This is a genomic window from Sunxiuqinia elliptica (genome assembly GCF_900113005.1).
GTDB lineage: Bacteria > Bacteroidota > Bacteroidia > Bacteroidales > Prolixibacteraceae > Sunxiuqinia > Sunxiuqinia elliptica.
The window spans coordinates 91435-105419 of the sequence record NZ_FONW01000012.1 but is presented as its reverse complement, the minus strand read 5'-3'; the positions used below and the strand labels follow the sequence as shown (position 1 = coordinate 105419).

Here is a 13985-nt window from a genome sequence, read left to right as displayed (position 1 = left end):
TTATTGGGATGCTTTAGTTTTTCCAATAACTCTCTCTATATTTATTTTAAACTTATTTTGAAATGACTCAATTCTCTAACTATTGCTCTTTACTTTTGCTCTTCGTAATAATCTCATGTTCAGGAGTAGAAAAGGCTAATAAACGAAAATCTTTTAGTGGTGTTTATCCTCATTTAGCGATGTATAATAACGAGGGAGAATGCGGTACAGGAGCTGTTGTACCGTGGGCTGATCAGTTGTGGGTAATAACCTACGGGCCTCACTTGCCCCATGGTTCTTCCGATAAACTTTATGAAATTACAAGTGGGTTGAAACAAATTATTCGAACGGAAAGTATTGGCGGAACACCGGCCAATCGAATGATCCATCGTGAGAGTAACCAGCTTTTTATTGGACCTTACGCAATCGATCAACAGGGCGATGTTCGGGTGATTCCATATACCGAAATGCAGGGAAGACATACTGGAAATGCCCGGCATCTAACCGATCCTGAAAACAAGATTTATTATGGTACGATGGAGGAAGGTTTTTATGATGTCGATGTCAATGACCTGAGTGTTACAACCTATTACAAAGATGGGAATAGCAAGCAGGGAAAAATAGAAGATACCGATTCAAATGAGAAAACAGCCTTATTGCCGGGAGCTCATGGTAAAGGCTTGTACTCAGGGCAAGGCGTGATGGTCTTTTCGAACAATGGTGAGTCCGGAAATAAGGCCCTAAAACAATTTGATATTGAAGCCGGAGTTCTGGCCGAATGGGATGGTCGTGATTGGAAAGTCGTTCGTCGTAACCAGTTTGTAGAAGTGACCGGGCCCGGAGGTATTTATGGCAATGAAAATCCGGAAGATGACCCAATATGGGCAACAGGATGGGATCATAAGTCAGTTATACTGGGCGTGCGAAATGCAGCTACTGGTTGGGATTTTTATCGTTTACCCAAAGCAAGTCACAGTTACGATGGAGCTCATGGCTGGAATACCGAGTGGCCACGAATTCGGGATATTGGAACGGCAGAACAGCCAGATTACTTGATGACAATGCATGGTTTGTTTTGGCGCTTTCCGGCTAATTTTACACACGGTAACTCCGCAGGGATTCGTCCTCGATCAGCTTATCTAAAGGTGATTGGAGACTTTGCCCGTTGGAATAACCAATTGGTTTTTGGTTGTGATGATTCTGCTCAGAAAGAGTTTCTCAACAAACGAAAGCAAAAAGGAAATATCGAAGGGCCAGGCCAATCCAATTCAAACCTTTGGTTTACCGATTTTAGGTTGCCCGATCGTTTAGGTCCGGCGACGGCCGAAGGGGCAGTCTGGATTTCTGAGCATATTGATCCAGAAGTGGCATCTGAACCGTTTCTTTTCTCGGGCTGGAAACATCGTTCGGCATGGATTCATAACGAGGGAGTAGCTCCCGTCTATTTTAAGTTTGAAGTAGATGTTGAAGGGACTAACGAGTGGCGCGAGTTCAAGACTTTGGAAGTAAAGAATGGGCAGGCAATCAATCTTATCTTTAATGAAAAAGAATTGGGAGAATGGGTGCGGGTTTCTGTTGATAAACCAACTCAAGCAACGGTTCATTTTTATTATGCTGATGAAGATCGTCGTGGCGAAAGCGCCAGTGAACTATTTGATGGTATGGCGACTGTTGATACACCTGAAACTTCAGCTGGCTTGTTGTGGGGGCTGGGAGATAACCGGCGTGCCTTGGGCATTCTCGCCGGAAAGGCTGATAATAATCATTTTGAAGAGATCGGCTACTACGAGTTGGATGGAGAGATGAATCTGGTTAAGAAAGAAGATCCTCAAACAGCTGCTTTTATTCGTGAAAAGTTCGCAATCCCCAAAGAGGTGATTACGCTTGATGATGCTTCAGTCTTGGTTGTTGATGATCAAGGAAGACGATGGCGTTTGCCTAAAAGTAAGCAGGCGTATAGAGATTTGACCAACAACGGTTTGTTGCGAATTTGCAGGGAGGTTGCAACCGAACGGGATTTGCTCAACTGTGCGGGAACATTCTATGAGTTACCTGCAGAGAATGCAGATGGCTTTGCAAAAATCCGCCCAATTTCGTCACATAACTTCCGAATTTTTGATTATGCCTCCTATCGTGGGATGTTGATCATGTCCGGCTTACAGGAAGATCTTCCAGCAAATAGTGAACACATCATAAGCTCTGAGGATGGAAAAGTTTCAGTCTGGGCTGGCGTTATCGATGATTTATGGAAGATGGGCAAACCGACGGGAGAAGGAGGCCCTTGGAAAAACACGCAGGTTGAAAGCGGAATTCCTTCTGATCCCTACTTGATTGGCTTTTATGATCAACGTATCTTGAAACTGACGAATGAGTCGAATTTGACTGTACGGTTTAAAATTCAGGCTGAGCCTATTGGGCATGGACCATGGATGACTTACCGCGAAGTTGAACTCGAAGGTGGAGAAACATTCAATTATGAGTTTCCTGCAGGGTTTCAGTCGCGTTGGATACGTTTTGTTGCAGATAAAAACTGTCAGGCAACTGCTTGGCTTAAATATAAATAAATAGATCGCTGGATTTTCAGAGTTCTCCTTTTTAGGCATCATCCTGAACTTCGTTTAGAAGATGTTATTTAAGAGCTCTGAAAATCTAAAAGTCTATTGGCTAACATCTTTAATAAGAATATATAAAACGAGCATGTAAATTATCCTGCACACACGGGGAAGATGATTATGTAAGTTCCCCTTCTGACTTCGAAAGATGGGCAGGCAGGCGTTGCGTTAAAAAATAAAGAGTTATAAACACCCATGACAAGGAAAATTGATACAGAGTCTGATGATTAACAACTTATCTTATCTGGTGTCTTGGATCTAATTATAATCGTATGAAAAATGTCGTATTGTTCATTATACTTTTCATTACTGTTGGGCTGGTTGAAAGTAATGCCCAGTCAGTGCTTGTAGAGGCAGAGAGTTTTCAAAATAAGGGCGGCTGGGTGGTCGATCAACAGTTTATGGATCAGATGGGATCGCCTTACATTATGGCCCATGGCATGGGCGAGCCCGTTGCAGATGCCACAACAACTGTTCAATTTCCGAAGGATGGGGCCTATCATATTTTTGTTCGAACGTTTAATTGGACTGCTCCATGGTATGAGGGAGAAGGCCCGGGGAAATTTGAGTTGTTGCTCGAAGGGCAAAGCACAAATATTACTCTGGGAAGTGAAGGGAGTGAATGGATATGGCAGCAAGCGGGGAAAGTGAATGTGGTCAATAAAACACTCAAAATTGGGCTTCGGGATTTAACCGGGTTTAATGGACGAGTTGATGCAATTTACTTTAGCAAGAGTGCAAATCCTCCAACAAATGATTTTACCGCGTTGAATGAGTTTCGAAACAAAGCATTGAAAATCAAACCACGTAAAGCTGGAAAATTTGATTTGGTCGTTGTTGGTGGAGGAGTTGCCGGAACAGCAGCAGCAATTTCGGCTGCAAGATTGGGCGTGAAGGTTGCTCTTATTCAAGATCGCCCGGTTTTGGGAGGTAACAATAGCTCAGAGGTCCGTGTGCATTTAGGTGGTCGGGTTAAAGTTCATCCATTTCCTGCACTAGGAGATGTGGTGAACGAAATGGGGCCTACACGAGGAGGCAATGCTCAGCCGGCAGCTTATTACGAGGATGAGAAGAAGATGGAAATGGTTTTGGCAGAAGAAAATATTTCATTGTTCACCAATTATCGGGCTTATGAGGTCAAAACAAAAGGAGCCAAAATAACGGGTGTTTGGGCCCGGAATATTGAAACATCAGAAGAGCTCTTCTTTTCAGCACCCTTGTTTGCAGACTGCACCGGAGATGGAACCATTGGCTTTTTAGCCGGTGCCGATTTTGCAATGGGCAGGGAAAGCAAGGAGCAATATGGAGAAGCTACGGCTCCCGAAAAAGCTGATGCAATGACCATGGGGGCATCAGTTCAGTGGTATTCGGTTGAAAGTGAAAAGGAAGAGCATTTTCCTGATTTCCAGTATGGCGTTGAGTTTAACGAAGCAAATGCAGAACAGGTAACCATGGGAGAATGGACTTGGGAGACCGGAATGAACTTCAACCAAATAAGCGAGTTTGAGCGTATCCGGGACTATGGTTTGCTGGTTGTTTTCTCTAATTGGTCATTTTTGAAAAATCACAGCAGCAAGAAGCAAAAATATCAGAACCGAAAGCTTGACTGGGTTGCTTATATTGCAGGGAAACGAGAGTCAAGAAGGCTCTTGGGCGATTTGGTTTTAAAAGAGCAGGATCTTACCAATCATGTTCTTTATCCGGATGCCTCGGCACCGACTTCCTGGACCATCGATTTGCACTATCCCGATCCTAAAAATACAGCGCATTTCCCGGAGAAAGAATTTAAGTCAATTGCTGTGCATAAAGCAATTCACCTTTATCCAATTCCCTATCGTTGTTTCTACTCTCGAAATGTGGATAACCTGTTTATGGCAGGACGAAATATTAGTGTTACACATGTTGCTTTAGGAACGGTTCGGGTAATGCGAACTACAGGAATGATGGGGGAAGTAGTAGGAATGGCAGCATCAATTGCCACAGCACACAAAACAAATCCATGGGGAGTTTACCAGAATTACTTGGATGAATTGAATGGTTTGATGGAAGTTGGTGTGGGGAAATATAAGATGGAAAATATGCAGAAATACAATGAAGGACAAACGTTAGGGCCTAAAACTGAATAAGGTTAAAGCATGATTAATCCTGTTTTATGAGAACTGTTGGACTACATTGGCCTGTAATTATTGTTTTTCTGTTTGGGGCGATTGGTTTTTCGTATGAGAATCCGGAAAACCTGCCCCCTGATTTTTTAGATGCAAAGGGAATCTGTGTTGTACATTCCTTTGCCGATTCAGCAGATCTTATATCAGATCAGGAAATTATAGAACTGCAGGACGAGGATGGCCTTCCGATTTGGTTTGCCCGGCATATTTTTAAAGATGTCTGTATTTCCGGAAAATGTCGAATGGTTCGCTTGTGGTTATTTTGGGATGGTGTTGGCAACTATCACGGCTTTAAATTGCTGGAACATGAGCCTTTAACCAAATCAGATCATACCCAGTTTGAAGCTGCTGATTACAAAAAGTTGGACGAAATTTTAAGCGACAGTCTTTCTATTCTGAAGGATTTAAAACAAGAAGATTTGGTAATAATTCCGGATTCGATTGATAACCCTTATGAGTTGGATGGTTATACTGCAGCAACACAGCCTGCCTTGTCTGAAGTTGTTGTAAAAGATGCCGTTTATACTTGTCATACCTTGTGGCATACGGTATATGGGAATACACAAGAAAAAATCAGGAGTTTGCTTACTGCACGTTTGGATCAGTCTTTCCTGGAGGCAATGTTTAAAACTGGTGATGTTTCAAAAAAACTATGGGTGGTAAAAATGGTTGATCAACATCCGGAATACCACGCTCACTTTTACCTTCGTTTTATCGAGTGTATGAAGTCCGGTGATAATTTGCTTGCTGAGAGTACTTTGTCCTACTTTAGAGGGGCCATGTTAGATGATATACTAATTCAGACCAAACTGGTGGAAACGATGCCCTCATTATCCCTTCATCAAAATACCGAACTTATCTGGAAGCTGGTAGATTGTGATTTGTTGGCTGATGAAAGTGTCGTCCGATTATTGGAGCATGTTCAGGCAGAGGAATTGCCTGTCGGGCTCCTGAACTTAATTTACCGTCTTATAAAACCGGAGCATCTTGAGGATCCGCAGGTTGTTGAGAAGTTAGCTGACTTCTCTCAAGCAGAAGATGTTTACATTCGAAATATGACCAAACGGCTTTTGCAAAGAACAAAAGAATAGCCTTCAAAATATTTCAATTCGCATTGATTACATTCGGAAAAATAGTATACTTGAAGGTGAGATGCTTTTGTTTTGAGCTTTTTTAAAGCAAACCCTAACTAAGAAAATAGACATAATGAAGACTCTTTTGCTGAGTGTAGTATGTACATTGATTGGCTTGAATTTGTGCAATGCCAAAACCCGGTTAAAAGATTGTGAAGCCTATCTGAAAAATGATACTTTGGTCATTCGTAATTCCCAGGTGGAGCAAAAATGGCTTTGGAATAAGGGAAACATTGAATTGCTTTCATTCAAAAATGAGAATACCTCATCAGCTTTGAGTTGGAAGAAGGAAAATCTATTTGCCTTGGGAGGGAGTGGATTTACCAAAAATGTAGCTTTTGAGATCGATCGAAACCGTGGTGATATTTTCCTTCCGGACCACTTAGCAGTATACATTGAAAATCAGCACGGAAATGTGTTTAGTAAACGGATTCTTCGAATATTCCCCGATGTGGCGACCATCTCGTGCGATTATTATTTGAAATATGAACACTTAAAAACTGGGTTTGAAGAAGAGCAGCATAAAGCTGATGGCACGGAGAAACATCAGAAGAAACATAAAAAGCTTCAGAAATCGCATGCTTTTGCGGTTGGTTTCGACTCGAAACATTGGCAAATCAAAACGGTGAATTTTAAAGATGCCACAGATATTCACGATAATTTGGTGTATGAAACCACATCAATCCCTTATCGTTCTTCGGAGAAGCGGCAGGGGAACCTGTTAATTGGAGAGGACTTGGTTGGACAAAGCTGTTTTTTCTTGCTCAAAGAAGCGCCAAACACAGCCAGCCAGATTGCCTATCCGGGATTTGATTTTGAAGTGTCGCAGGGAGGCGTTCGGGTTCCATTCTCTGGCTTCCCGCTTCAGGGACGAGGAGATGAATGGATTAAAGGTTACACCATTACGATGGGGCTTGCTGAGAATCAGGCAGGCTGTTTGTTGGCTCTACGCCAGTATTTGAAAGCGTCGATTAACTATGATCCGAAACAATACGAAATGGTCATGATGAACACTTGGGGAGATCGTGGGCAGGATGGAAAGATCAGCGAAGCATTTATTTTGCGGGAATTGGAGGAAGCCGAGGCTCTGGGAATTAGTCATTTTCAAATTGATGACGGCTGGCAGCAAGGGCTTTCCGCCAATTCAGTTCATCGTTCAGGGCGTTTATGGGATGCTTGGACCCCGGAAAATTGGATGCCGAATAAGGAGCGCTTTCCCAACGGGCTGACCAAGGTGATTAAATCAGCAAAGAAGAAAGGAATCCGCTTAGGGCTGTGGTTTCATCCGAGTAACGAAAACGACTATGCAACTTGGGAGACAGATGCCGAAATCCTGATCAATTTGAACAAAGAAACTGGGATTGACTATTTTAAAATTGATGGGGTGGAAATCCCAACGAAAGAGGCAGCAATCAACTTGGAACGTTTTTTCGAGAAGGTTAAAAAAGAAACAAATGGCGATGTGTTTTTCAACTTGGATTTAACAGCCGGAACACGAGGAGGCTATTTTTCTTATCGTCCGTACGGGAATCTATTTCTGGAGAACCGATATACCGATTGGGGCAATTATTACCCTTTTCGAACACTTCGTAATGTTTGGACCCTGGCTCTCTATTTCCCTCCTGAGTTGCTGCAGGTTGAGTTTTTGAATAAATGGCGTAATGCGGGAAAATATCCAGCTGATGACCTGTTTGCTCCTGGCAATTATGATTTTAACTACCTGTTTGCAATCGCGATGGTTGGTCAGCCATTGGCTTGGTTTGAAGCTACAGGACTGCCAGCAGAAGCTGGTTCTGTAGCAGAAACCATTTCTAAGTACCGCGAAGTACAGGCTGATTTCCACTCGGGAAGCATTCTGCCAATTGGCGATGAGCCTTCAGGCAGGTCTTGGACAGGCTTTCAATCGATAACAGAAGATGGCGGTTATTTCCTGATTTTTCGGGAAAACTCAAGTCGTTCAGCAGCAGAGATCCAAACCTACCTCCCGGCAGAGCAGCAAGTGTCGTTGCACAAAATAATGGGAGATGGAAGCGGTGAGGAATTGATTCTGAAAGTCACGTCTGATCAACGTTTGCGCTTTCAGCTACCGGCAGAAAATACCTTCGTATTGTATCGATATACGAAGGTGGATTAAGAGCCAGTTGTACGATTTGCTTTTAGCGTACCATTTCGATTTTGTTGAAAGCCTGTTTGATGAGCGCAGGTGCTCGCATAGGCTTGCGCGTCAACCGATCAACAATGGCTGTGCTGCAATTTGCCGAGCAGATGAGCTCATTTTGTTCATTTCTAAATTCAAATTGAAAGGAAAAACGGGTACGCGGTTCCTCTTTTAGGCTTGTTTTAACTGTAAGTAACTCATCGTAGCCTGCAGGTTTGTGGTAGCGTAGATCCATGCTGATAACCGGTAGCATGATGTTATGCTCTTCCAACTGATGATCTTCAATGCCAAATTGGCGAAGGAGTTCGGTTCGGGCTTGGTGACAGTAGGTTACGTAGTTGGCATGATAAACATAGCCCATTTGGTCAACTTCGCCATAACGAGGACGTAACTGAATGTGGTGCACGAAGTAGTTTTTCATTGTTTGAGGAAGTTTACTTTAGGTTTTCGAACTTGGCTTTTTCTTGGTCAAAAGCTTGTTGCAAAAGCTTATGTCCCATGCGTTCTTGTTTTGTTTGAAGATAGAACGCATTGTGTTTATTGGGCTTGATTATAATTGGGATACACGTTTCAACTGTTATGCCATATTGGCTTAAGCCTTCCATTTTTAGCGGATTATTGGTCATGAGATCAACTTTGCTGATGTGTAGATAATGCAAGATCTCCGCAGCATCCTTGTAGTCTCTTTCATCGGCTTGGTGCCCTAGTTTTAGGTTGGCATCTACCGTGTCAAAACCTTGCTCCTGGAGTTTGTAGGCTTTGATTTTTTCCATTAGCCCAATTCCTCGACCTTCCTGTTGCAGGTAAATTAAAACCCCACGTCCGGCTTGCTCAATTTGCCTCAGTGCCTGGTGTAGTTGCGGGCCACAATCGCATCGCAAAGACCCAAAGAGGTCACCGGTGGCACAGGCAGAGTGAATCCGAACGAGTGTTGATTGGTTGGGCTGAGGATTGCCTTTAATCAATGCAATGTGTTCAAGTCCATTAACTTTATCCTGAAAGGGGATCAGCTTGAATGTTCCGTAAACACTTGGCAAATCGACCTGTTCGCCGACCGTCAGATTTTTAGGGTAGGTATTTTCTTGTTGTCTGTCAAACATACTAGTTGTTCATTTCTAACTCAATGAGTTGTTTGAGTTCGTGCATGGCAAATCCGTACTTCTTTTTCAATCGCCCAATTCTTTGGCAGGAATCTTTCGGTGAAATGCCCATTTGAGCAATGATGGTGGACGTTGAAACCTGAAATTGTGAGGCAAGCTCGTTTAAATGCATTGATCCTTTGACTTCAATGGTTGAGGAAGAATGAGTGGGCGTTTGCTCAGAGTTTGTTGGCGTTATTGATTCGGTCACTATTCGGCCTTGTCGAGAAGCAACTTCTGGTTGAATGCAGAAAGGTCCCGCTAAGCAGATGGCTGAAAGGGCCAAAACAATTCCTAAAAGTACTTTTGATGAGATCTTTCCTTGAGAATACTTTCCTGTAAAGGCGCAGATCATTTTCCAGTGTAACAGAATATGAAAGAAAAGCAGGGCAATAAAGACCAAGCTGATGATAAGGTGAATGTTTCCCCACTCATGCCGGTCGAGTCCCCAAAATTGTAAATCAACGCCATTTCCATAAAGCTGCCTTCTCTCAAACCCAGGAGGAAGTACGTATCGGATTAGAAATCCAATTCCACTGATTAGCAGCAAGCAAATCAATAGAAGCAAATCGATGATAAGGTTTAATTTATTCTTTTGCATTTTCATTGTTTTTTTGAACTGAACTTCAATGTTTAGCTGATTTGAATTAAGGACGATCAGCGTATAACAGCTTGTTCCAGATTTTCCGTATTTCATCGCTGACGGGAGAATCGGGTGCCCAGTCGGTGATGCTTTGGCAATGCACCATGGCGTCAACAACAACTTTGTCGAAGGGTAATTTTCCAATAATTGGTAGTTGCATCGTTTCGCACCATTCTTCCAGTTCTTCACTTAACGGAAGGTTGATATCATACTTGTTGATGACCACAAAGGCTGGAATCTTGAACTGGCGAACCAGCTCAACAACTCGTTTAAGATCATGAATGCCAGATTGTGTTGGTTCGGAGACTAAAACAACTTTGTCGGTTCCGGTTAGAGCCGAAATTGCGGGGCATCCAATTCCTGGAGGCCCATCAATCAGAATCAGTTGCGACTCAATTTCAGAGGCCAGTTCGCGTGCTTGATCCCGAACAATATTGACCAGCTTTCCAGAGTTGTCCTCTCCGGCAGCAAGGTGAGCATGGACCATTTTCCCATTAGTGATTTCGCCAATAAACCACCGGCTTTTATCATGCTCAATCATGGTAATGGCATTTGCTGGGCAAACCCGGGCACATAGCTGGCAGCCATCGCAGGCTGTTTCAACAATCTGATAGCGGTTATTGACAGACGCTACAGCATCAAAGCGACAATAGTTTAGGCATTGACCACAGTTAGTGCATAGTGCTGGGTTAATCACCGCTTTTTGGCCCGATACGTATTTGCCTTCCTGGTAATCCTTGGGTTGAAGAATGATCGGGAGATTTGAAGCATCTACATCACAATCAGCAACGACCAGTTTGGCGGCTTGCGTTGCTAAGGCAGCACTTAAGCTTGATTTGCCGGTTCCTCCCTTGCCACTAAGTATGGTAATTTCAGTCATGCTGTGCTTGTTTTTTAAGGGTGTCGTATAGATGCAGAAACAGCTCTTTGTATTTTGACGATTCATCGGTAATCAGGTTGCCACAAGAATAAGTGTGTGCCACCTGACGATCAAAAGGAATGTCAGCCAATAAGCTGATGTTGTTCTCCTTTAAGTAGTGGTATAGTTTGTCATCACCCAAACCAGCCCGATTGACAATGACACCAAAAGGCTTCTGAAGTTCTTTTAAAACATTGACTGATAACTTTAGGTCATTCAACCCAAAAGGAGTGGGTTCGGTTACCAATACGACAAAGTTGGCTTCAGATACGGTTGCAATAAAGGGGCAGGAGGTTCCGGGAGGTGCGTCCAGAATAACAAAGGCGTTTTTATCTGCGCTGTGTATTGCTTTTTGAATAACAGGTACTGGGGAGTAGATACCAATATCGATTTGACTCTCGGTTAAAAATCCACCGAGGGCTGTTTCGTAATTGGTAATTGACCCGATCGATTTTACTCGTTCGCTGATAGCTCCTGCATGACATGCATAGGAGCAGGCACCACAATCATGGCAAAGTTCTTCAATTACCTGAACATGTCGAATATCGGGTAAAACGATAATGGCATTGTAATGGCAGTATTCCTGGCATTTCCCACAAAAAGTACAGCTGGCTTTATCGATTACCGGAATTCTTTGGGTGACCATCTCTTCATCATTGACTTTCCCTTTGATGAACTGACGGGTATTCGGCTCTTCTGCATCACAATCAATCAACTCAACCGGATCTCCCAATTGTTGTATTACATGGAAGAGGTTGGTTGAAATCAATGTCTTTCCAGTGCCTCCTTTACCGCTGGCAACTGCTATTTTCATTTGAAAATAAAGATGTAAGTATTCGTATTTTGAAAATTTGTAACTGGACTTATGTGACCGGAGCTTTTATCCAGATGGCTTACTCCGTTTAGTGATCACATGCGTTAGCTCCGGAAACCAAATCGTTAGCCAGAAAATCTTCGACCAATTGCTTTGGGGATTTGGCTAGTGCACCTACCGTTACTTCAATGTTTTGTTGCTTGAATAGCTGGATTGCTTTTTGTCCGATACCGCCGGCAATAATATTGGTTACTCCTTGCTGCCCAAGCCAAGTAGGTAATAGACCCGGTTCGTGGGGCGGTGGATTGAGGTAACTCTCATGAGTTAGTGCGTTGTCACTGACATTGATAATTGCAAATTGTTGACAGTGGCCAAAGTGAGAGCAAAGTTTTCCGTTTTCAGTAGGTATGGCAAATTTCTTCATTTCATTATTGTTTAAAAGATTTCAATGGTATTTGGAGGGGATGACGGCATTTGTTTTTCCCCGATCTTGTTTCGATTGTATCGACGTTTTTTCGCCGCTCGTTTTAGGTGTTTAAAAAAATAGAAACTGGTAGTTTTAAGGACCATTTAACTACCAGTTTAAACTCCTCAGTAGATTAGCTTCGACAACCCAATCCGCGTCCTGAAGCATTTCTACGTTTCAATCCTCTTCTGAATCCAAATCCTCTAGGAGCTGTATCCTCTTGTTGAAAAGATTGACCTTCAGAAGCTTGTTCTAGTTGGTTATTTCTCATCTGGGAACGACCTTTGTTAGCACATTTCCCCTGTTTTCGCCCTGTCATCGGACCTTCTCCTGCAGGGCCTCTTTGATTAAATCCTGGCATGGTTCACACCTCCTTTTTTATGGTTTGACTGCCATCAATGAAAGGATATCCTGAATTGTTCTTTCAGGGCCATTGAACATGATCATTTGGACTTCAAGGTCTTCTAAAATCTTTTTGACTTTTCCTCCAAATTCTCCAGAGATAATTTTACTGACTCCGTGGCTGACAATAAACTGTACAGAAGCAGGTCCAGCTCCTTCTGCGACTTCTTTGTTGGGATTTTTAATAAAATCAGTTTGGTCGGTATCGAAGTCATGAATCGCAAAGTAGGAACACCGTCCGAACCGGTGATCTAATTTCGATGTTACTTCTTGTCCTGTTGATGTAATGGCTACTTTCATTGCAGGTAGATTATAAATGTTTACACTGCAAATATAATGAACAAAAGTTCAAAATTAAATGATTGAAGATTTATTTTTGGATTGTTGTTAATTCTTGAATACTAAAGCTTGAGGAATGAGAATAGCTTTATTGCTGAGTTGATAATCTTGTTGGAGGTAGTTGTAAGTTTTGCTTTTGGAGGAATGTGAGGGAAGCTGAGCGAAGAAAGGATCCAACTCTTAGAAAAGTTTGAGACATAAAAAAAGCCAGTGAATTTTCACTGGCTTTTTTATGAGGTCTCTGGCGGATTCGAACCGCCGTACGCGGTTTTGCAGACCGCTGCCTAGCCACTCGGCCAAGAGACCATTCCGTAATCGGACTGCAAATGTAATAAAATTTTCCACTTCTGCACAAGAAAAATTTAGGAGAAGAATATCGTAATGGGCAGAATTTTGCGAATTAATTCAAGCGAACTAGTTGGCCAACCGAGTTAAACCTTTATCGGGCGTGTTTCCAATTTTCTAGGGCTGAAGGGCTAAAACCTACTCATTGGCTTGTAACTTCACGAAACTGAGTTTTTTTATATTTGTATTTATTTCTGAGGTCGAATCATAAAACCAAGATCATGGTGCGAAGTATAGTCGTTTGTGTATTGATGAGTCTATTCGTAGGCTGTCAACCTAGCCAAAAGGAAGTTGCGAGTGGAAAAACGACCGTTTACTGGCGGAATCTGTAAAAGATAATCTTTCGAAGCAATAAATTGCTTTACATGATTTAGGGAACGATAGAATCTGCTGGAAGTAGCCAGCAGATCCCTTACATTCATTTGATTGTATCGCTATCGACTGATAGTAACACTTACTTTTTCAATCTGTCCCCCCATGGGCGGATTCATTTTCGATACTTTTACTGAAGCATGCTGAATCGATGTAAAGCTAGCGTATAGCCTGTCGACAATGCGGGTGGCAACATGTTCCAACAGATCCGATTTAATGGCCATTTCGTCTTTGATCAACTCATAGGCTTCCTGGTAATTTAAGGCATCTTCTAATTGGTCCGACTGACCTGCTTTAGCACAATCAGTTTGAATGGAAACATTTAGTATAAATTTATTGCCAACGACTTTTTCTACCGGATAGTGTCCGTGGTAGGCGTAAAATTCTAATCCTTCAAGATCTATTTGTCCCATAGCTATATTTTTTCGTTTATATTTTCAAGTTAGAAGGAGGTCCGTTGGTTCAACATTTTGGTGGAAAATTGAATCAAATGGCCCAA

13 protein-coding genes and 1 tRNA gene are annotated in these 13985 nt (G+C 42.5%); 4 read left to right on the top strand and 10 right to left on the bottom strand.

The genetic code is table 11. The annotated features are described in order from the left end of the window. The first annotated feature begins 62 nt into the window (after positions 1–62). The 4 genes from BM156_RS17665 (at position 63) to BM156_RS17650 (ending at position 8023) form a co-directional block, all read left to right on the top strand. Positions 63–2543, top strand: a complete 2481-nt coding sequence (locus tag BM156_RS17665; protein WP_093921230.1) for a hypothetical protein — start codon at positions 63–65, stop codon at positions 2541–2543. Positions 2544–2863: 320 nt separating this feature from the next. Beyond that, a complete protein-coding gene (locus tag BM156_RS17660) occupies positions 2864–4717 on the top strand; it encodes an FAD-dependent oxidoreductase (RefSeq protein WP_093921229.1) in 1854 nt (617 codons plus the stop codon). 26 nt (positions 4718–4743) lie between these two features. Next, a complete protein-coding gene (locus BM156_RS17655; protein ID WP_093921228.1) occupies positions 4744–5847 on the top strand; it encodes a hypothetical protein in 1104 nt (367 codons plus the stop codon). Between the two features lie 115 nt (positions 5848–5962). Beyond that, on the top strand, positions 5963–8023 hold the full coding sequence (locus BM156_RS17650; protein WP_093921227.1) for an alpha-galactosidase: 2061 nt from the start codon (positions 5963–5965) through the stop codon (positions 8021–8023). A gap of 22 nt (positions 8024–8045) precedes the next feature. On the opposite strand, the gene BM156_RS17645 is transcribed toward BM156_RS17650, so the two are convergent. The 10 genes from BM156_RS17645 to folB all read right to left on the bottom strand — a co-directional run bounded on the left by BM156_RS17645 (position 8046) and on the right by folB (position 13899). Continuing rightward, positions 8046–8468, bottom strand: coding sequence for an acyl-CoA thioesterase (locus BM156_RS17645; protein ID WP_093921226.1), 423 nt, complete (start codon positions 8466–8468; stop codon positions 8046–8048). A 13-nt stretch (positions 8469–8481) separates the two neighbouring features. Continuing rightward, a complete protein-coding gene (gene ribA, locus BM156_RS17640) occupies positions 8482–9147 on the bottom strand; it encodes a GTP cyclohydrolase II (RefSeq protein ID WP_093921225.1) in 666 nt (221 codons plus the stop codon). A 1-nt stretch (position 9148) separates the two neighbouring features. After that, complete coding sequence (locus BM156_RS17635; RefSeq protein ID WP_170847000.1) at positions 9149–9787, bottom strand: DUF4405 domain-containing protein; 639 nt, start codon at positions 9785–9787, stop codon at positions 9149–9151. A 46-nt stretch (positions 9788–9833) separates the two neighbouring features. Then, positions 9834–10709 carry a P-loop NTPase gene (locus tag BM156_RS17630; RefSeq protein ID WP_170846999.1) on the bottom strand — a complete coding sequence of 292 codons (876 nt, stop codon included), beginning with the start codon at positions 10707–10709 and terminating at the stop codon, positions 9834–9836. After that, entirely contained in the window at positions 10702–11562 is an 861-nt protein-coding gene (locus tag BM156_RS17625; protein WP_093921222.1) for a nucleotide-binding protein, read from the bottom strand. The genes BM156_RS17630 and BM156_RS17625 overlap by 8 nt, the downstream gene beginning before the upstream one ends. Positions 11563–11650: 88 nt before the next feature. Continuing rightward, complete coding sequence (locus tag BM156_RS17620) at positions 11651–11986, bottom strand: NifB/NifX family molybdenum-iron cluster-binding protein (RefSeq protein WP_093921221.1); 336 nt, start codon at positions 11984–11986, stop codon at positions 11651–11653. 175 nt (positions 11987–12161) lie between these two features. Further along, the gene (locus tag BM156_RS20955) at positions 12162–12389 is read right to left on the bottom strand and encodes a DUF5320 family protein (RefSeq protein WP_093921220.1); all 228 of its coding nucleotides are present in this window, start codon (positions 12387–12389) and stop codon (positions 12162–12164) included. A 17-nt stretch (positions 12390–12406) separates the two neighbouring features. Further along, positions 12407–12730, bottom strand: a complete 324-nt coding sequence (locus BM156_RS17610) for a NifB/NifX family molybdenum-iron cluster-binding protein (RefSeq protein ID WP_093921219.1) — start codon at positions 12728–12730, stop codon at positions 12407–12409. 274 nt (positions 12731–13004) lie between these two features. Next, positions 13005–13075: transfer RNA gene (locus BM156_RS17605), tRNA-Cys, on the bottom strand. A 473-nt stretch (positions 13076–13548) separates the two neighbouring features. After that, on the bottom strand, positions 13549–13899 hold the full coding sequence (folB, locus tag BM156_RS17600; protein ID WP_093921218.1) for a dihydroneopterin aldolase: 351 nt from the start codon (positions 13897–13899) through the stop codon (positions 13549–13551). Between the last annotated feature and the right edge of the window lie 86 nt (positions 13900–13985).